The sequence below is a fragment of the Burkholderia sp. IT-111MI5 genome (genome assembly GCF_949752865.1).
GTDB lineage: Bacteria > Pseudomonadota > Gammaproteobacteria > Burkholderiales > Burkholderiaceae > Burkholderia > Burkholderia pyrrocinia_C.
The window spans coordinates 416266-435986 of the sequence record NZ_CATKIF010000022.1 but is presented as its reverse complement, the minus strand read 5'-3'; the positions used below and the strand labels follow the sequence as shown (position 1 = coordinate 435986).

Genomic DNA, 19721 nt, shown 5'->3' with positions numbered 1-19721 from the left:
CGCGTACAAGACCTTGGGTTGCCACCGGGAGACGCTCATGAGCACCAGCACTTCAACCTTCCAGGCAGGGGCTCCTCTCCAAAGGGTACTGATCGCAATCGACGGCTCCGTTGCATCCGACCGGGCAGTCGCCTATGCGCAGCACATCGTTCCGCCGAATGCGTCGGTACACATCGTGAGTATTGCGGAAAATCCGCGAACGCTCGTGCCGCTCGGATCACAGGCCACTGCATTTCTCGAGGCCGCGCGCAACGAGTTGCTTAAAGACGCATCCGACTCCGTATCACGCGCCAAAAACGAAATGCAGCGCGACGATATCGACATCGACACGGAAGTCATCGACCTGTCCAAGCATGGCGGCGATATCGTGCGTGCGCTGATCGAGAGTACGGGAGCTCAACAGGCCGACCTTCTGATCGTCGGTGCGCATCAGCACCATGGCTTGCGCAGATGGGTTGAAGGAACGGTTTCGGGCCCGCTTGCCAGGCTTGTTCGTTGCCCGCTGCTTATCGTTCCGGAAAGTTTCGTCTCGGCTGCCGAGCATCTGCCGCAGCGGATTCTGTTTGCCGTTGACGGAAGCCCCCTGGCGCTCGACGCATTGCGAGTCGGATTGCAGTTCTCGAGACCCGACACCGAGTTACGCGCGATCTACGTACAGGATCGCGCCGTATCGCTGGGTGACTTCGTACCAGTCGAAACAATAGAGGGCGCATTGATCAACGAAGGAAATCAGGCGCTGCAACAAGCCACGACCGTGCTCGATGGTGTAACCGCGCACTCGCGGTCGCAACTGCTTCAAACGGATCGAACCGGCTCGGACGTTTCTCAGGTAATCGTGCACGAAGCTGCCGAATGGAATGCGGACATGATCGTCATGGGCACCCATGGGCGGCGAGGCATCGCGGGCTGGGTTGTCGGTAGCGTTGCCGGCCGCGTCGCGCGGATCACGAAGACGCCTGTCCTTCTCGTGAATGCGCGTGGTGCGTGACGCGCTTTTTGTCACGCATCCGTTCCGACTGCGTGGAACAGCTCCTCCTCTTGAGCACAATGCAGGCGTACGATTGCTTCCAGCCCGTACAGCAAGCGTTGTACCGCCTGCATCTGCATCGCGTCCGGTCCGTCATCCGGCATGTCCGCGACCATCTGCCTGAGCGACCGAACCATCTTGAAAATTTCCCTGTGCGCGCTGCTCATCGCCGCGAGCGGGTCCTCGCCGCCGAGAAGTGGCGCGAGACGCGGGTAGACGTCGAGGTCGTCGGATTGTTCGTGAGGCAAAAGCCGTTCGTCCAGCGAGTCGATTACATGAGCGAGTTCGTTCGCCATGATTGCGCCGGATAGCTTAGGTATGCGATCTGCCAGATCCCTGATCTGGTCCATCAGCGGCGCCAATGCCGAATGCTCGCTCTTGAGTTTTTCGACGTCGATGTCGGCGAGGCGAGCCTCCGTCGACATCGGGCGCGCAAGTGACGCCCGTAACGCATTGATGATGACGACGACGTCGATGATCTCCTGAATCACCGCACCGGCGATCGGCTGCAGGAATCCCAACGCAGCAATCGTCATGGCGGCGACAGACAACGACATGCCGATCACCACGCTCTGCAGCGCAATCCGGCGCGACTGCCGGGCGATACGCATCGCGTCCACGAGCCGATCCAGCCGATCCACCAGCAGTACCACGTCGGCCGCTTCCGACGACGCCGCCGCCCCGCGCGCACCCATTGCAATACCGACGTCGGCCGCCGCCAGCGCTGGCGCGTCATTCACGCCGTCGCCCACCATGATCACTACGCCCTCCTTGCGAGCTGCCCGAATGGCGGCAAGCTTGTCCGTTGGCGTTTGCTCCGCGCGTACATCGGTTACGCCCAACAGTTCGCCAACGGCTTCCGCAATGTCCCGCCGGTCGCCGGTCAGCATGATGAGACGCTTGACGCCCTCGCGTTTCAGCAGCCGCAATGCCCTCGGCGTTTCCAGCCGCACCTGGTCGGCCATTTGAATTGCGCCGATCATCGCGCCATCCACGCCAACGAATACAGCAGCCCCGCCCTGGCTGCCGACCCGCCGAAGGAAGGCGTCGCTCCAGGGCACAACGGTCGAACGGGCGGATACGTACTCGAACTTGCCGATTGCGACGGTCCGGTTGTCGACCTGGCCTGTCACGCCTTCGCCGGCCGTTTCCTTGACGGCCGACGGCGGAGAAAGGTCGACGTGGCGTTCCCGCGCCGCGACCGTCAACGCATCCGAAATGACATGACCCGAAGCTTGCGCCAACGATGCCGCGAAACGCAGCACATCGTGCGTTCCGACATCCGGGCCGCACTCGATCGAAACGATGCGTGCCCGGCCGCCCGTCAGCGTCCCTGTCTTGTCGAAGAAGAGAATCGTCGCTTGCGCTAGACGCTCCAGCGCGCCTCCACCCTTGACCAGAACGCCTCGCTTCGAACAGCGCGACATGCCGGAAACGATTGCTACCGGCACCGCGAGGATCAACGGACATGGAGTGGCTACGACAAGCACGGCAAGCGCGCGTGCAATGTCGCCTGTCACCAGCCAGGAGATACCCGCGATCAGCAGCGAAACCAGCACGAAGAATGCCGCATAGCGATCCGCAAGACGGACGGCCGGACTGCGCTCGCGTTGCGCACTCTCGACCATCCGGACGATACCGGCGAATGTACTGTCGCCGACCGTCGCGCGGGCGACCATTTCAAACGGAGCACCGGCGTTCACCACGCCGCTGCATGCGAGCTCCCCGGAGCTTCGCCGCTGGGTCGACGACTCGCCCGTCAGCATGGATTCGTCCAGTTCCGCGTCATTGGTCAGCGTGCCGTCGACCGGCACGAATTCGCCGCTTCGCACGAGCAGCCGGTCACCGGGGCGAATGGTTTCCAGCGCGACAGAACGCCATTCACCGTTCTCGAATCGGATTGCCTGCCGGGGCGCACGGCTGAGCAGCGCGGTCATCTCGCGTTGCGCACGATCTTGCGCATACTGTTCGAGGGTACGTCCGCTTGCCAGCATCAATGCAATGACGGCGGCAGTCAGCGTCTCGTCGAGCGCCACCGCCAGCCCGATCGCCAGCCACGCGAGAATATCGATGCCGGCCTGCCGCTTCACGACGGCCTTTGCGATGGATACAGTCAGGGCGAGCAAGACCGGCAACGTGCCGAGCAGCCAGACGATTCGCGCGACTGAAGGCAGGCCGAACGCAACGCACACGCCTCCACCGGCGAGCGTAACGGCCGCAAAGACCAGCAACATGAAATCGATTGACCAGGGAATTCGAGACATGACGATATTTCAGATCCCCGTGCATGGACGTGTTCGGTGAACCCGAACCCGGTCGCGGATCGCGTTTCATCAGTCTAAGAAACGCCTCCGTTCGATGCTTGACCTGGGTCAGGACGACGTGCCTCCGGCGAAATGCGGGCACGATGCCTTGCTTGACGTGAGTCAAGCCGTCGACTCCTTTCGTCAGCAAAATGGAATCATGATGCCGGATGGCCTGGAGTCGATATCGTGCTAACGCTGGCCGTGCTGTTCCTCGTGATTCTTCTGCTGAATCTCATACCGGCGTTCGCCCCTCCGACCTGGATGGCGATGTCGTGGGTCGGGTTCAATCTGCCTGCCGGAAATCCATTGATCTTTGCTGTCGTCGCGGCTGGCGCTGCGACAACGGGCCGCGTCATTCTGGCTACCTTCGCGAGGTCGCTCGTGCGGTCCCGCTGGATACGGGAATCCGATCGCGAGAATATCGACATCGCCACACACTGGCTGCGGAAGCACAAGACGCTGACCGCCAGCGCATTCTTTTTCTATGCATTGAGCCCGCTTCCATCGAACTATCTGTTCATCGCGTATGGGCTCTCAGGGTTGCCGCTCAAGATCATCGCTGCGGCGTTCTTCATCGGCCGCACAATGACCTATGCGATCTGGGCGCTCCTCGGCCGCTTTGCGTCGACCCGGCTGGATGTGGAATCTCAGGTCGAAGGCACTTACCTCGGCGGATACTTCGTCGTCACGCAACTGGTATTGCTCGGCTTGGTCTTCGCGTTGATGAAGCTCAATTGGCGTGCACTCGTCAACGAACGTCGATTGACGTTTCGACGCGGTCATCATCCGCGCAACTCCGGATGACATGAACGGGCGCGCTCCGGGAGAGTGTGGGCATGGCAAGAAGGCATATCGATGTGCACAGCGCGCCGACAATTCTGCGCCCACATGATCATCTCCGATTGCACATGGCATCTTTTGCATCCGTTATTGCCCGGATACGAACGATGCGGGACGGCCGCGGAGATTATGCGTACGAATCTCGCTGCTCTCGCCATAAGCATCCTGCCGCCCACCAGTTCGACCTTGACTCAAATCAAGCGATCGACGCACGCAGAAACCTAAAGCTGGTTATCAAATCGGCCTCGACGCCACAAACAGCGGGCGAAACGAGCTTGATGATCAGTTGAGGACTCCCGCGATGATCACGTACGAACAGCCATGTGGATTGCTTCCACGGTTTTTGCGATGCTCGCCGCGCCAACTGCCACTGCTGAAGAATTGGCGCGCATACCTACTCACTCTCAGCGCTACGGGATCCATATCGGAATTTCCGCGTACGACGATCCGCTGCTCAAGGGGGTGACGTGCTTCGTTTCGGAACCGCATACAAACGGCCAACGCCCCGGGTTCCGCGACAGACATGGCAACGGCGAATCGTCGGTGTCCTGCCATCAAGTCGGAGCACTCGCGACTACGGCGCATGTGCCGCAACAGGCACAAGTGTTCGACGAATCGGTAGACCCCGTATTTCGATCGATACACGTAATTCGTATTCTCGATATGAAGCGTCTCGTCGTGTTGTATTTCTCATACGCCGAGAGCGACGTGGCCGGCGATCTACCGGGACATGTCGACGTCATTCGCCTTCCCGTACGTTCTGAAAAGCAAAGCTCGTCAGCCGAATGATTCGGAGCGCGATCGATCGACTGCGGTGATGCTGACCCGCCCTCTTCGGCAGAATGCCGACCGTAGCATTCGACGGGACGGGTTCTATCGAGATCGACTCGATCGATCACAACCCGTTCTCCGCCGAAGACCTGCTGCAGAACGAGCGCCCGCCCCGTTCGTGCAGTGGCTTCGCATCGTTCGATCGCGTTCACACCGAGCCCTCGCCCGACTCAAAACCGATGTCGCATGCCGACGGCCAGCACCAGCTGATTCGCACCGGACGCGCGCGAGAAGTTCGAAATCTGCGCACCCGAAATGCCGGTTCCGTCAAGTCCGTTCGCGTGCTGGAACAGCGCTTCCGCATACGCGTCGGTGCGCGGTGACAGCGCATCGATCCCGATGATTCCGGCTTGCTGCCAGTTCGGCCGCGCATGTCCGGACGGGCCGTCGAACGACGCAACGGTAAACGTGTAGGCCGCCGCCACGGTCCACCGGCGCGTCAGCGCATAGCACGCGTTGACCTCCGCGTTGCGGAACGTGATGTCCGCGTCGTGAAGCACGACTGGCGTATCGGCGACGTTGTTGATCGACGTTGCCTCGTCGAGCCGCGTTCGCGTCGCGATGGCCGAGATCCGCAACCGGCCCCACGTGTAGGCGGCCGCCGCGCTGACGGTGCGCTGCCGGGCCGCGTTGAACGGCGCACCGGCCGGCTCCATGCCGTCGGCATTGGCCGGTGGGAGATTGCCTTCGTGGTCGAATGCCAGATAGCTCGTGCCGAAGGCAAACGCGCCACGCTCGTAGGTGGCGGCCAGCGCGTAGCCGCGGTTGTCCGCAAAGCCGCCCGCCGCGTTCGAGAATCCGTAGGTCGCGCCGAACCGGAAGCCGTCGAGTAGCGGGCTGCTGTACTTCACCGCGTTGTTGCTGCGGGTGTAGTTCGCCAGGTTGTCGTTGTCGAACGGATGCGCGAACGCGACTCCGCCGAAGGGCGTTCCGCCCAGCGCGAACGGCTGCACGAGCTGCAGCGTCGAATCGAACTGGCGGCCGACCGTCACCGTGCCGTACCCGAGCGCGTTCACGCGATACTCGCGCTCGCTCAGGTAAAGCGAGCCGGTCTCCGCGACCGCGAACGCCGGACGCACGATCCCGACATCGACATCGTTCAGATCGTGCGGACGCTCGACCGCTTCGATGCGCCGCGTGCCGGCCACTTCGGGCACCGCCGAACAGAAGGTCCGTGCATCCGGAAAGCGCGCGCGGATCAGCGCTTCGATGTCGCCGTCCGCGGGCGCGTCGCACCAGACGCCGCCCACGCGGTCGAGCGATCGTTTGAACGCGTCGATGGCGGGCGGCAAATCCCGATCGAACAACGGCACCGCCAGCAGCGGTTGCGGCGACCGTCCGGCGCCCCGCAGGCGGGAAAGAATCAGGTCGCGGCTGCTCATTTCTTGTTCCTCTTCAGATACCAGTCACGGAAGGTTTCGGTCGGCGGCTCCGGCAGTTCACGCTGCTTGCCCCACGCGTTGAGCGGGTTGTAGAGCACCGCGCGCGGCAACGTCGCGATCGCGCCGGCGGCCCCCTTGATCGCCGCGCGATAGAGCGCCGGTCTGGAAAGCACCTGGCCGGCCACCTTCATCGCTTCCTGCTTGACGAATGGCAGCGCGTGCCGCTCGGCAACGATTTGCCGCCACTTGTAGATCTGCTCGTGGATGTTGATCTTGACCGGACAGACGTTGGTACAGCTGCCGTTCATCGTCGACGCGAACGGCAGCGAGCTGTATTTCTTCAGGTCGTAGGTCGGGTTGATGATCGCGCCGATCGGCCCGGAGTAGACGCCACCGTAGCTCAGGCCGCTGCTGCGCCGGTAGACCGGGCATGTATTCATGCAGGCGCCGCACCGGATGCACTTGAGCGAATACCAGAAATCGTCCATCGCAAGCCGTTCGGAGCGGCCGTTGTCGACCAGCACGAAATGCATTTCGCCGCCGTCGCGCGGGCCGCGAAAATGCGACGTGTACTGCGTGATCGGTGCGCCCAGCGCATTGCGCGACAGCATGCGGATGAACAGGCCCAGGTGTTCGAGCTTCGGAATCAGCTTTTCGATGCCGATCGACGCGATGTGCAGCGGCGGCACGTTGGCACTCAGGTCGGCGTTGCCCTCGTTCGTGCAGACGGTGATGCCGCCCGTCTCCGCCACCGCGAAGTTGCACCCGGTCATGCCGGCTTCCGCCGCCAGGATGAGCGGGCGCGTGGCCTGTCGCTGCGCCTCGGCGAGCCGGGGGATGCTGCTTTCGGCGGGATCGGTGCCGAACGAGTCCGCGAAGGTCCGGGCCACGTCCGTCGCGAGCTTGTGCACGGCCGGCACGACGATGTGCGACGGCAGCTCGTCGTCGAGTTGCTGAATCCGCTCGCCGAGGTCGGTTTCGACGACCGCGATGCCCCGCGCCTCCAGGTACGGGCGCATGTCGCACTCCTCGGTCAGCATCGACTTGCTCTTCACGAGCGTGCGCACGTTGCGCCCGTGCAGAATGCCGTAGACGATCCGGTTGTGCTCTTCGGCGTCCTTCGCCCAATGCACGATCACGCCGTTTGCGACGGCATTGCGCTCGAACTGCTCGAGATAGTCGGCCAGATGCGTGAGCGTATGCTCCTTGATCGCCGACGCGAGCGCGCGCATCGTTTCCCACTCGGGAATCGCGTGCACCGCCGCATCGCGCGCAGTGCGCAGGCCCCACAGGCGCTTGTCATGGAATTCGACGTGTTTTTCGTCCGCGATGAACTTCTTCGAGTAACCGGCATGGTCGATGCGTTTCATTCGGGTGCCCCATTCAGGATGCTCGCGATGTGGATGAACTTCAGGCCGAGTCCGAGACGCTCGGCGCAGCCCTGCTGATGCATCAGGCAAGACGAGTCGGCGGACACGATGTACTCGGCGCCGTTGCGCGCGTGATCGCGCACCTTGTCCGCCCCCATGCGCGCGGATACCGGCTCCTCCGACACGCAGAACGTGCCGCCGAAGCCGCAACATTCGTCCGGACGATCCGGCTCGATGAACTCGATGCCCTTCACGCCCTTCAGGAGCGCCAGGGGTTTCGAGAAGAACGGGCCGTTGATTTCGGACATGCTGGCGGTTTTCAGGCCGCGCAGCGTCCCGCAACTGTTGTGCAGGCCCACCTTGTGCGGAAATTCCGCCCACGGAAATTCGCGAACCTGCAGCACATCGTGAATGAACTCGACCAGCTCGTATGTATTGCGCCGGACCTCGATCGCGCCGGGCGTCTGGTCGGCCGCGGTCAGGTGATCGCGAACGTGATGCACGCAGCTACCGCTCGGCGCGACGATGTAGTCATATCCGGCGAAGTTGCTGACGAACAAGTTCTCGGTGGCCGCGGCCTGCCTTTCGCAGCCGCTGTTTCCCATCGGCTGGCCGCAGCAGGTCTGGTCGAGCGGATAGTCGACGTCGCAGCCGAGGCGCTCGAGCAGTTCGAGCGTCGCGATGCCGACGTCGGGAAAAAATGCGTCGATGAAGCACGGGATGAACAAGGCAACTTTCAATGCAGCGACTCCTGATACGGGTTTGCAGGTTCAACGTTCGGCGTGGCCACCTGGAACGACGCCACGCGATGCCCGCTACGTCGGCTCGACCGGCGACGCTCGGCGCAAGAAGAAGCGGCGGACGTGGCCGGCCATCGACGGCAGGAAGGACCGGCTGACGCGGGCCGCACACGCCGGTTCGAACGACACGCGCGCGCCGCCCCGCGTCGAATCAGTCGTGTGCTTCGCGGTAGTTCGCGAACTTCGACGTCTGGCCGATGCCCGGATTGAAGCAGTTGCACGGGTCGAGCCCTTCGTAGAAAGCCTTGAGCGCGGGCTTCGCGTGGTACAGGTGCCCGACGTTATGCTCGGCCGGATACTCGGCGCGCCGCGCGTCGAGCAGTTTCCACATCGCGTGTTCGAGCGCGAGGCAATCGTTGCCCTTCCTGACGATGTAGTCCTGATGGAAGACGTGGCAGAGGAAATGACCGTAATACAGCTTGATCGCGATCGGCGCGTCGATCTCGTCCGGCAGCGTTTCGAACCAGTCGCGGTCGTTGCGGCGCAGCGCGATGTCGAGCGCGACGATGTCTTCGACCTCACGGGTGTGTACGTTGCGGTAACGGATCGCCGCACCCGCGGCCGCGAACCGGTGCAGGAACGCCTTTGCACCCTCCGCCGGCGTGCATTCGAAGAACGCGCCCGTATGCCGGGCAAAGAACGAGGTCAGGTAGGTCCGCGCTTCGTCGGCGGTATCGGCCGACACCTTGAGCATCAGGTGATGCTCGTATCGCTTCCCGTAGTCGCGAATGCGCTTGGGCAGGTGTTTCGGGAACAGGCGGCTGACCGCCTGCATCACGCGATCGCTCAGATGCCGGGGCAGGAAGCCGAGCCGGTCGAACCACGCGTCGCATTTGCTCTTGAAGGCGAACAACATCGGCATGCGCTGCGTGCCGAAGTGATGAATCATCAGGAACGTGTCTTTCCCGTACTTCTCCGCGATGTCGAACGCATCGCGGTGCAGGTACTCACCCGAGATCGGCAGCCGGCTGAATTGCGTGAGAACGTGGCGGCGGATGTCGGTCAGTTCGTCGATGTCGTTGGTGCCGATATAGAACACCTTCGCACCCGCCTCGATCGGAAACGTATCGAGGCGCACCGCGAACACCATGACCTTGCCCGCCGAGCCCGACGCTTCGTGCAGCCGCAGCGGATCGGCATTGTAACGGGCGGGGGTGTCCGCATCGACGTCCCGCACGTGCTCGGCGTAGCGGTGATCGGACGCGGACGCGCCGCTGTCGACGATGTCCTTCTCCGCGAACTCGCCCTTGTCCAGGCGCGCGAGGATTTCCTCCGGGACGGCGCCGAGACGGACATCGAGGTGGTTCACGAGCGCCAGGCGCCCGTCCGCGCCGACACACGCGAAGAGGGCCATCTCCGTATAAGCCGGCCCGCGTTGCACGAGCGCGCCGCCGGAGTTGTTGCAGACACCGCCGATCACCGATGCGCCGATGCACGACGAGCCGATCACCGAATGCGGCTCGCGCCCGAGCGGCTTCAGCGTCTGCTCGAGCTGATCGAGCGTCGCGCCCGGCAGACAGATCACCTGCGTGCCGCCCTTGATGACGTGGACCGTCCGGATCCGGGCCGTGCTGACGATCACGATATCGCGGTCGTAGTCGTTGCCGTCCGGCGTGGATCCGCCGGTCAGCCCGGTGTTCGACGCCTGGCAGATGACGATCACGTTGGCGGCCACGCAGGCCTGCAGCACCTTCCATTGCTGGAGCAGCGTACCGGGCCGCACCACCGCCAGGACCCGACCATCGCCGAACCGGAAGCCCGTCCGGTACCGTCGGGTATCCGGCTCCTTCGTCAGCACCTCCTGGTGTCCGACGATTTCCGTCAGCGAATGAATGAACGCCTCCTGCCGCCTGTTCCGCGGCGTCGGCGGCGAAGACGATTCGCCTGAAACGGTTGACACGTGAATTCTCCTGTTGGCCGCGCATCGCGATGCGCGCGGGTAATGGACTGAACGGCGCCGCGGCGGCCGGTGCACCGCCGAACCGCACTCCGATCGAATCCCGTAAGGCTAGGCGTGCGAGCCGGTGAAGTCCAATATCGCGCGGACGCGACTTCAAGACGAAATGCATATCGATCGTTGTACGGCGCAGCGGTCCACGGGGCACGTGAGGGTGCGCGGCGCGTGCGTGAAGACGTGCACGTGCCGCGCCGCACGAGCGAAGACACCCGTGGGCAGCGTCGCACGCGCGAAGCATCGGAAGCACGGAGGTGGCGGGGACGAGACGGAAACGCCATGCCCGCCCGGAGACGGCGCACGCGCGGCCTGCGGCGTTACGCCGGCTGGCGCACGGCTGCTAGCGACAGCGCCAGCCGTCGGCGAGGTCCGTCACGGCAAGGCCGTGCGGTCGGCCGTTTCGCGAGCGAGCGCGCGAACGGCCCGTACGAGGTGATGAATCACCGGCGACTTTTCTCTTGGCCGGTGGACGAGCGCGATCGGGGATCGGAGCGGTTCGCCCTGCAATGCGTGGTATGTGACGCCGCCTGTCGGCGCCTGACGCACCGACTCGGGAATCAGCGTGACGCCGAACCCCGCCGCGACCAGATTCACCGCGGCCGGAATCTGCGGCGACTCCATTCCGATGGCCGGCGTGAAGCCGGCCGTCCAGCATGCGCCGACGATCGCGTCATACAGGGCCGGGCCGATCGCGCGCGGAAACAGTACGAGCGGATCGTCGGACAGCGCGTGCAACGCGAGCACCGGCTCGCCGCCGTGGCGGTGGCCGGACGGCAACACCGCCAGAAACCGCTCTTCGACGAGCGGCTGCACCGCCAGGTCCCGGCAATCCACCGGCAAACGCACCAACGCCGCATCGACACGTGCCTCGAGCACCTTGTCGACCAGCGCCGGGCTGTTGCTCTCCTCGCAGTGAATGAGCACGCCCGGATAGTCGCGCCGGTAGCGTTGCATCAGCGACGCGACGAGCGGATGGAACACGATCGAGCCGGCGAACCCCAGCACGAGCCGGCCGCTTTCGCCGCGACCGGCGTTTTGCGCTTCCGCGAGCGCCAGTTCTGCTTCTTCGACGATACGCCTCGCGCGCTCCCTGAACAGCCGGCCTGCGTCCGTCAGTTCGACCCGGCGCGGATGGCGTACGAAAAGGCGCGTGCCGATTTCGCGTTCGAGCTTGAGGATCTGCTGGCTGAGCGGGGGTTGCGCGATGCCGAGAAACTCGGCGGCCTCGGTGAAATGAAGATACTCGGCCACCGCGAGAAAGTAGCGCAACTGACGGAATTCCATACGGTTTTCGTCTCGGGAAGGCGTAGAGGATCGGGCGGGCGATTCTAACCCGACTCGGCGCGTCTACATCCGGACGGACCGCACCTCCTCGGAGGCATATCAGGAAGCGCATCGAGGCCGTTCGCCGCGACGATGGGGGTGACGCACACAGCTCGACGAAACGTGCCCGGCCGCAAGCCCGGGCATGACGCTCGAATTATCGAACTGGAATCGGCTCGCTATTGCAACGATCGCGCAAGGATCGAAATAGCGAGCCGCGGGTTTGACGCGGGACCGCCGGGGACGGCATCCCGCTCGCAGGCAGCGCCGTTCAATCGGCGTTTAGTGACCGCGATACAGCGACTTCATTTCGTCATTGGCGCGCGGGGCCACCACCTTCGCAGGCTTGCCCGACGCAACGGCGCCTTGCGCGTCCTTGCCGATACCACTGTTGTCGACACCTTGCGCACGGGCAAGCGCATGTTGTTGCTCCACGCGAGCTTCGGCAGCCTGGAGGTCTTCCGGATAGTGCGGGTCTTCGCCGACTGCCGGGTTGTAGCCCGCCTTTTCCAGTTCGATCAGTTCGGCGCGGACTTGCGCGCGAGTGAGCGGCGCGCTGCTCTGAGCGAAAACGGCGACCGGAGCAGCAAGGGCGGCAGCAACAACAACGGCTTGAATCAGGTTCTTCATGATACTTACCTCCGACTTTGTCTGGTTGTCTGGCTTCGAACACCTTGTTCGTTACCGATGACTCAAGTCTAGGCAGGCGATCACTCGAGAGTTATAGGGCGGCGAGGAAGAGATTGTTGCTGCTTGCTCATGGAATCATGGGCCACGAAGCAGCCCTCCGGAACGCCGGCGGAGTCGCACCGATTGGGCCTGGACGCGGAAATTCCCGGAACAGATGTCTTTGGGAACGTGCAAAAGTACCTTCGAGAAGCGATTCGGATTATCCGAGTTGCAACAGATATCTCCGAAGACGTAGGAATAACGCTCTTCTGGTATCGCAATGAGCCGCTGCCAACCTTCGACTACAAGACTGCTGAACAGCTCGTGTCGGAAGGACGCGTTGAGGACTTGCTTCGCTACGTCGTTTCGCTTATGGCAGGTGCAGACGGGTAAGGTAAAGAACACTTGTTGCCGGTCTGAAAAATATAACGACCACGCTCAGATCGTGGTCGACCTAAGTTCGACGAAAGAAAACAGGGAGTGGGACATATCGGCTTGGACGTTGTTCCGCGGTATGTTCCTACCCCATCTCTTCGAAGTTAAATGCCATCGAACGCAACTGATGTCAGAAAGCAAAATGGATCACGCCGCAGTCGATTACAGCGTGGCTGCCATACTCCCAAGTAACGTTCCGATGCTCATGTCCAATCGGCAGGCCAGCATAAATCGGCCGGCCCCACGAACTAAGTAGGTCGACCAGCATCTCCTCGAGTGTGAAATCCGCACTCTCGGGGACGGGGCATCGCGTAAATTGTCCAAGCACGAAAGCCCGAGCACCATCGAAGGCGCCGCTTAGGCGCAACTGGGTCAAACTGCGGTCCAAGCGGTACCCGAATTCCGTCACGTCCTCCAGCAAAACAATGGCATCTCGTGCGCGCAACGACCACCGCGTACCAGCCATACTCGCGAGTACCGTAAGGTTGCCCCCACAGAGGCGTCCAGTCACTGTGGCAGGATCTCCGAGCAGATGGCGCAGCTTTAACGGCTCGCGTTCAGTTCCGGTCAGAACGGCACGTATGTCATCGCGCGTTGCATCATCCACCTTCATCGCGAGACTATGAAAGGTCGGTCCGTGCATTAGGCGAACGCCCGGTCGATCTGAAAGAGCACAGAACAACGATGTCGCGTCAGAAAACCCAATGAGTACCTTCGGCGTCGCTATTTCCTCGGGCAAGTGCTCGAGCAGATGCGCACAACCAAACCCTCCGCGGGCGAGCCAGATGATGTCAACGGTCGGATCCGACAAAGCAAGTCGCAGGTCGTGCGCTCGCTCGGCAGTCGTGCCCGAAAAATAGCGATAGCGCCCCCCAAGATACTCGCCTTTTGTGACGCTGAATCCCCAGCTCTCAAGGAGTGCCACGCCGCGCTCGATACCATCCGGGTCAGGGACACCAGCAGGTGCCACTATCTTAATTCTATTTTTTCGTATTTCCATCGAAGTGATATTCCGACGACAAGAATACAATGACTATACTCGGCGGCGAACACCTGCATTTCATCTTCAAACAGGCGTCGGCTATGCATGAGAATACTGCGAACCTGCATCGGCGAACGCGCTGCGAAGCCAGCGTCGTTTGAGGATCACTGTCGAGGCAAAATCACCTACTGAACGATCTCGGTCCCATTCGATCGATTCACCAAGCAACACATCCATCGGATAGACCTCCGTTCCGTCAACTTGACGGACACGTCCGAGCGTCAATCCATCGGTTGGCACAGCGGCAAACGAATCACCGTCGAACCCCCGCAACGTAGTCAATGCCTGTTTCATTTGAGCGAGGTACTGGACCTGGTTGAAGCTGCCGAGGCACTGAAACTGATTCAGGAAGGCAAGTGACGCGAATACCGGGAATGGCCCCGGGCACAACACACGGCTTCGCAAAGCAGTCACGATCGCAACAGGGCTCCAGTCCAACGCGAGATCGCGCCCACTTAGGCAAAAGCCGTTCGTTCGCAATTGTTCGAATCGATCACCGCCCCTTCCGGCATGACTGAACCAGGAAATGTGCGGCAACGCCTGACGCAACTGCCCATTTAATTCCGGATCGAAACAACGGTTTGCGCATGTATTCCACGAAGCCTGCAACTGTGGGCTCTCGGAAAAGATGTCCTCGGCACCGTATATAAATCAACGACTTGGACATCTTTTTTGAGACGATCGCATGCCACCCGTCTCAGAAAAGATGTCCTTGGGCACGGAAATTCTCAGAAAAGTTGTCCTTGGAAGCATCGCTTGCCTGCGTTCGCGTACCCATGGAGCGGGAGAACGTCGCGCGACGCTTCGGCGACCTCAAGGGCAATGCCCGTATCGGAGACGATTTTGATGCGGCGCTTCCCGAAGAAGTGCGCGCCGTATTTGAGGGTCGTTAGGCCTGCACGTCGGCGACGACTGGAATTCACCGATTGTTCGGCCATCCCATTAGCTCAAGCAACTTCCGACTGTTCTCCGTTAGAGTCGCCAGCGTTTCCGATTCTGAGCAGCCCCAACTCGACCCGAGCAATTGCGCAGTTCGGGCCATACTCCATGGCTGAACCGTTGCGCCACCCTCGCTCGCGAATGGACCATCGCTTTCGGGAACGACTCTGTCTCGGGGAAGCCTAGCAGCGAGTGCACGCCCCGCTGTGCTGGCAAACGCAGCAGGGCCCAAGCTGAACCAGCAGCCCATTTTGTGGGCAACTTCCACCTCGACCAAGGTTCCGCTGAACCAATGAAGCACGGCGGTTCCGAACCCGGGATTTTTCAGAAGGATGGGCAATACCTCCTTCACGGCACCTCTGGAGTGGATGCTGAGGGTCTTGCCGCCGAGCTCTCTGCTCCGAGTTACGACGGCTTCGAACACCTTGCGTTGCGCCTGCAAGCTCGATTTGAAGCGATAGGAGCCATCCATTCCCACCTCGCCGATGGCCATCGCTTTCTCCATCTGCTTGAGCAACTGAGGGAGTTCGCCCGCGCGCTGCTCGACCAGTTCAGGATGCAGCCCTGGGGTGATAAGCACGCGCGGAACGTGACCAAGGACCTTTGATGTGGCTGCATAGGCGCGAGGGCTTGTAGTCACAAGCCACGTGAACTCGTTACGACGTGACGCCTCATCGGTGACGGCTTTCGCGCCCGGATAGAGGTCTAGGTGGCAGTGGAAATCCATCAGAGAACGCCGTCTCTACGAAGAATTGCTTCGACCTCGGAAAGGCCTCGTCTCATTGTGTCCCGATACGATTCTCGGTCGGCCGTTGGGGCAAATCCTAGAGTTGCGCCGAGGAATCGGTCGAGCCCCCGCTCTTTGACGGTTAGGACCGCAAGCGCTGCTGCCATGGCGTCATCGGGGCCGCTCGATTTGTCTGCAGCAAGAAGTGATTCGTGTCTGTAGACCGTTTCATCTTTCCCAGGTCCCCAAGCATGAAACGCACCTTTTCGAATCATGCACGGGACGCATCGGCCACAGTGCTGTCGATTGTAGGTTCGGAACCGGCCGCAACTCGTCGTGTCGCTCGCCAGTTCCTTGAGCAGATCCTGATTGAGGCATTCTTGAAGCATCTGTCCTTTCGTCTTGAATCGATAGGGCAGCTCAAGCGCGATGTCGAGGCCGACTCCATCCAGCAGCTCTTGCATCATCGAGATGAATTGAGGATGCGTCGTCTTCGTGCTCAAGCTCGACACACGGCCCGGCACCAAAGGCGGGTTGATACAGATGAAACCGTTCTCCGGAACGTAGACCTGAACTCGGTTCCCTTGCAATCTTGATGCCGCGAGTACGGCGAACGCATAGAAGGCGAGTGACCGAGCACGCGTCGATGGTTCGCGTTGGCCCGGAAAATTGATGCCATGGCTCCATTGCCAATGTGAGTCGGCCCCGCCAAGCCGTCGAGCGTACGAGATTTGCCGAGCGGAATCGTCGTGAGCGAGTTGGGATACGAATACCGGCCGGCGACCTTGCGACACGAGGTTGATACCACCGATCAAGCTGTCTAGGCCTCCCGAGAGAAGGCATACGCAATCGTGAGGCACATCTGCGACCTTGCCTGCGGGCGGTGCTTCGCCACCGACGATGAAGTGGAGCTTCCAATAGTCTCCTGTCAGCAGCTTGAGCATCTTTTCGAGGTGCTCTTCGAGGCCGACCCACCGCATCGGCTCGTGCAGGCCGACCGTGAGGTCGATGACTCGAGTCCAGCCATCTGCGCTTGTCTCCCGTAGGCAAGCTAAGTCTGCCGCACAAACAGCGAGGCAAAACTGAACGAAATCCCACGTGGCCGCGTTGGGTGCAAAGCCTCTGCGCTTCAGCAGCCGCTTCCAGTTATTGGCGATGTTTCCGACGCCTGCTCGCCGACTCGAACGAAAGAACGAGAACGCTTGCTCGTCAGGTTCAAGATTTGCCGGGAGGCTATCCGGGCTGGTGCATAAGATTTTCATTCCCCGAATACCTCCAGAGTTTTCGACAGGACATCGCGCGCGAGCCCATGGGGGTCTACCGGTCTCGGTCCCAATTTGTCTAGTTCTACTCGGACGAGTCCATGGACATATTCACGGACATCGTTCCGGTTCATTTGCACTTGCTGGGGCGTGTACTTCAGCTTTTCGTAGGTTTGGCCGAGCAGCAGGTCCATTCGGTTGCAGATGTCGTTGGCGACGGTGAAGCCGATGACGTCTGCGATTTGCTGGTCTGTGAGGTCGAAGACGTCCACGTCGGGGGACCTCTCGTACAGCATAGAGAGCGTTTCCGTCGCCGCGTTGCGAAGCGACTCTTCATCGACGCTTCCCGAATTGGGTATGACTTCTCGCACCACTTCCAAGATGAGATCGTTGGCCGATAGATTCGCAGCGCGAACGCGCGCGACCCAATCTACGACTCTTGGATTTGTCCCATCACGTGCTTGGGTAAGGAATTGACCCAATGCCCCCGCGCCCTGCGCGGTTGCACGCATGGTTCTTGCCGCCCGGGCTGGGCCACCCATCCCTCGCCCGACCATACGCCTAGCAGCCGACTTGATTTGGTCGCGACCACCTCCTCGCAACGCACCCGCTAAGGCTGTGCGAGCTCCTGCGAGGCGTCTCGCAGGGTTCAGGGGAGGAAGCTGCGGGTCTCCCAGCGCGTCAGCACCATTGTCGATCATCTGACCATCATCGTCTGCAGCGATGTCTCCTTCATCGGCGCCGTCTCCACCGTCACCGTTGTCGTCGTTGTCTTCGCCGTCGATGTCGCCGTCACCGCCGCCCACAGCGGGCCCCTCGAGCCATTCTGGGTCAAATGGTGAGCGCGGGCCGCCACCTTTGCTCGAAGTTGAGGTCCCCATTAGTTATTCCTTTTGTCCTGTTGGTCGATTGCGCGTTTTACCTTCTGGTCGATATCAGGGTGGGCCGACCATTTGTCCAGTACGTCCTTGGCCCATGCCTGTGCTTTGAGCTCGGGAATAATGCCGACCCCAATGTCACCAATCGGGGCGGTGAGCAGCATCCGCGTGGCCTGCTCAACATGCTCCGGGAATGCTCTGGCAACTTCGATAAGCATCAGTACGTCCTCAGCTTTCTTCCACCCGCGCTTAGGCGACTTAAGCGCCCACGCACGCGACAGTGCCAGCCCTGCTTGCACTGACCCAGCGGTGTTGATTGCTGTAGCGAGCGGGTGATTTCGCGTTGTTGCCTCGGCAAGCGCATCACGTAGTCCGCGTCCGACCGCGGTCAGCTCGTCTGGTCCGAAATCGCGGGTTGCGGTGTCACGACTGAGATGAAGAAGAGGGCGGAGATCAACTTCGCCCAGCGGGGGAGCAAGCCCGAGCCATTGGGGTATGAATGGGTCGTCTACACCAAATATTCCTGTTAGCGGCTCTCCGGCTTTACTACCTTCCTCAGCGACTCTCAACGCCTCCACGCGTCCGTCAAACTCTGATGTCACAAGGTTTGCGAGCGCCGTCGCAAGCGTCGGGGCGCAACGTTCGACGAGGTGCCATTTTGCGAGAGCCTGAAGGTCAAGTTTGATGCCTTGCGGCTCAGCCAAGCTTGAGCGAAGGAAGACCGTGTTGAGAAATCGCTTCATCAAGCGAGGGTTCCCATCGACTGCACCGGACCTCGTCAGCAATGGCGCTAGTCCGTCGGCTAGCCGCATCAGTTCGACCATGTCCTGGTTGCCGGCAGCTTGCGCCTCCAAAAAGTCGAGTGTGACGGAATCCCCGCGCCACGCGTCTCTTAGTCTTTTGGACACAGCGTCTTTGGCGGCTGCGAATTTATCCTCTGCGAACTTTTCGTCCTGACATTCCCTCTGCAGCAGCAAGAGTGCCATGTATGCTTTCGCTTCGTTCACGCCGAGCCGTGGCACATGAAGAGGAACCTGAATCAGTTTGTCGAAGTAGTTCGTCGCGACCTCGTCCTTGATTTCCGTTCCGGCAAAATGAATGCGAACTGCGCCCTTGATGAAATCGTTGTCGGCCGCGATAACGAACGCAGTCCGCTTGATAAATAGCAAAAGTCGGATGGATTCGAGCGTGGAAATAGCTGTCTTGGGCAGACACCGGTCAAGGTCATCCACGAATACCACTAGCGTGATTTTCATCTCTTCCAACAAGGCTTCGAGCGCCAAACGAAACTCATGTATCTCGTTCGGCAGAGAAAGCGGCTCTGCTTTCTTGAGAAGTCCATCATCCTTCTTGTCTTCTTTTTTATCGCCCTCGTCGCTCTTATCACTATCGAGTAAGCCGAATCTTTTCATGGCTCTGCCAATCGTCCCGATAGGAACGCCGGTCAGATAGGTGGCGGCGGCCTCGCCACCAAGTTGTACGACGCGGAGCACGTTTATGCGCTTCAGAAGGCGTACAGCCTTGTCGCGCAGCCCTTCTCGGTCGTTGGCCTCCTCGAGAATTTTGTCGCCAACTAACTGCAACAGAGCACTGCGAGCGCTATCGAAGTCTTGATAAAGCCAAGGGTTGAACGTGACAAAAACGTAGCTGTTATCACCAGGCTTGTTGAGCCCTTCGAGACGTTCTCCCACCATCTTCACCAGCGAGCTCTTGCCGGCGCCCCATCCGCCGGATATCCCGACAGAAATCGGCTCGCCGCGGGTCTGTTGAAGCAACTTCGCGCAAGCATCCGCTACGATGCCGAAGTTCAAATAGTCAACGGTAGTTTCGTTGTCATGCCACACTGGTTTGGCCCTCTCGATGCGGTAGCTCAGCGTTGGGTGAGCTCACGTAAGCGTTTTTTTGGTGGATCCGATGCTTTGGTATAAATGATAAA

At 61.0% G+C, this 19721-nt stretch carries 17 protein-coding genes and 1 pseudogene; 5 read left to right on the top strand and 13 right to left on the bottom strand.

The window, feature by feature from the left end:
* Window positions 1–37 precede the first annotated feature (37 nt).
* Window positions 38–988 (top strand): universal stress protein, encoded by a 951-nt coding sequence (locus tag ACM6JT_RS20335; protein ID WP_414857139.1) that lies wholly within the window; start codon window positions 38–40, stop codon window positions 986–988.
* Between the two features lie 11 nt (window positions 989–999).
* Here the strand turns inward: ACM6JT_RS20335 and ACM6JT_RS20330 are convergent, their stop codons facing one another.
* Entirely contained in the window at window positions 1000–3291 is a 2292-nt protein-coding gene (locus ACM6JT_RS20330) for a heavy metal translocating P-type ATPase (RefSeq protein WP_414857138.1), read from the bottom strand.
* A 228-nt stretch (window positions 3292–3519) separates the two neighbouring features.
* Here ACM6JT_RS20330 and ACM6JT_RS20325 point away from each other — a divergent pair, with 228 nt between their 5' ends.
* Window positions 3520–4137 (top strand): hypothetical protein, encoded by a 618-nt coding sequence (locus tag ACM6JT_RS20325; protein WP_414857137.1) that lies wholly within the window; start codon window positions 3520–3522, stop codon window positions 4135–4137.
* Between the two features lie 357 nt (window positions 4138–4494).
* Window positions 4495–4962: a CreA family protein gene (locus ACM6JT_RS20320; protein ID WP_081938456.1), complete on the top strand. Its 468-nt coding sequence runs from the start codon at window positions 4495–4497 to the stop codon at window positions 4960–4962.
* 212 nt (window positions 4963–5174) lie between these two features.
* On the opposite strand, the gene ACM6JT_RS20315 is transcribed toward ACM6JT_RS20320, so the two are convergent.
* From ACM6JT_RS20315 to ACM6JT_RS20290, 6 genes are all read right to left on the bottom strand, one after another.
* A complete protein-coding gene (locus ACM6JT_RS20315; protein WP_414857136.1) occupies window positions 5175–6386 on the bottom strand; it encodes a porin in 1212 nt (403 codons plus the stop codon).
* Window positions 6383–7756, bottom strand: a complete 1374-nt coding sequence (locus tag ACM6JT_RS20310) for a lactate utilization protein B (protein ID WP_131946223.1) — start codon at window positions 7754–7756, stop codon at window positions 6383–6385. The genes ACM6JT_RS20315 and ACM6JT_RS20310 overlap by 4 nt, the downstream gene beginning before the upstream one ends.
* On the bottom strand, window positions 7753–8496 hold the full coding sequence (locus ACM6JT_RS20305; RefSeq protein ID WP_414857135.1) for a (Fe-S)-binding protein: 744 nt from the start codon (window positions 8494–8496) through the stop codon (window positions 7753–7755). The genes ACM6JT_RS20310 and ACM6JT_RS20305 overlap by 4 nt, the downstream gene beginning before the upstream one ends.
* A 211-nt stretch (window positions 8497–8707) precedes the next feature.
* Window positions 8708–10456, bottom strand: a complete 1749-nt coding sequence (dld, locus tag ACM6JT_RS20300; protein ID WP_034181449.1) for a D-lactate dehydrogenase — start codon at window positions 10454–10456, stop codon at window positions 8708–8710.
* A gap of 426 nt (window positions 10457–10882) precedes the next feature.
* Window positions 10883–11794 carry a LysR family transcriptional regulator gene (locus ACM6JT_RS20295; RefSeq protein WP_407971796.1) on the bottom strand — a complete coding sequence of 304 codons (912 nt, stop codon included), beginning with the start codon at window positions 11792–11794 and terminating at the stop codon, window positions 10883–10885.
* A 321-nt stretch (window positions 11795–12115) separates the two neighbouring features.
* The gene (locus ACM6JT_RS20290) at window positions 12116–12463 is read right to left on the bottom strand and encodes a DUF4148 domain-containing protein (protein WP_034181451.1); all 348 of its coding nucleotides are present in this window, start codon (window positions 12461–12463) and stop codon (window positions 12116–12118) included.
* Window positions 12464–12688: 225 nt separating this feature from the next.
* On the opposite strand from ACM6JT_RS20290, the pseudogene ACM6JT_RS20285 reads away from it, so the two are divergent.
* Window positions 12689–12895: pseudogene (locus tag ACM6JT_RS20285) on the top strand (DUF2384 domain-containing protein); the annotation flags it as partial.
* A 172-nt stretch (window positions 12896–13067) separates the two neighbouring features.
* On the opposite strand, the gene ACM6JT_RS20280 reads toward ACM6JT_RS20285, so the two are convergent.
* On the bottom strand, window positions 13068–13937 hold the full coding sequence (locus ACM6JT_RS20280) for a S66 peptidase family protein (protein WP_414857134.1): 870 nt from the start codon (window positions 13935–13937) through the stop codon (window positions 13068–13070).
* Between the two features lie 81 nt (window positions 13938–14018).
* Window positions 14019–14588 (bottom strand): hypothetical protein, encoded by a 570-nt coding sequence (locus ACM6JT_RS20275; protein ID WP_414857133.1) that lies wholly within the window; start codon window positions 14586–14588, stop codon window positions 14019–14021.
* 134 nt (window positions 14589–14722) lie between these two features.
* On the opposite strand from ACM6JT_RS20275, the gene ACM6JT_RS20270 reads away from it, so the two are divergent.
* Window positions 14723–14872, top strand: coding sequence for a hypothetical protein (locus ACM6JT_RS20270; RefSeq protein ID WP_198293988.1), 150 nt, complete (start codon window positions 14723–14725; stop codon window positions 14870–14872).
* Between the two features lie 26 nt (window positions 14873–14898).
* Here ACM6JT_RS20270 and qatD read toward each other — a convergent pair whose 3' ends face one another.
* Genes qatD through ACM6JT_RS20250 form a run of 4 tightly spaced genes read right to left on the bottom strand, consistent with a single transcriptional unit; the run spans window position 14899 to window position 19629 of the window.
* Window positions 14899–15645 carry a Qat anti-phage system TatD family nuclease QatD gene (qatD, locus tag ACM6JT_RS20265; protein ID WP_414857132.1) on the bottom strand — a complete coding sequence of 249 codons (747 nt, stop codon included), beginning with the start codon at window positions 15643–15645 and terminating at the stop codon, window positions 14899–14901.
* Window positions 15645–16907 (bottom strand): Qat anti-phage system QueC-like protein QatC, encoded by a 1263-nt coding sequence (qatC, locus tag ACM6JT_RS20260; protein ID WP_414857131.1) that lies wholly within the window; start codon window positions 16905–16907, stop codon window positions 15645–15647. The genes qatD and qatC overlap by 1 nt, the downstream gene beginning before the upstream one ends.
* Window positions 16904–17788, bottom strand: a complete 885-nt coding sequence (locus ACM6JT_RS20255; protein ID WP_414857130.1) for a hypothetical protein — start codon at window positions 17786–17788, stop codon at window positions 16904–16906. The genes qatC and ACM6JT_RS20255 overlap by 4 nt, the downstream gene beginning before the upstream one ends.
* Window positions 17788–19629, bottom strand: a complete 1842-nt coding sequence (locus ACM6JT_RS20250; RefSeq protein ID WP_059725767.1) for a P-loop NTPase fold protein — start codon at window positions 19627–19629, stop codon at window positions 17788–17790. Before ACM6JT_RS20250 ends, ACM6JT_RS20255 begins: the two co-directional genes overlap by 1 nt.
* Window positions 19630–19721 lie beyond the last annotated feature (92 nt).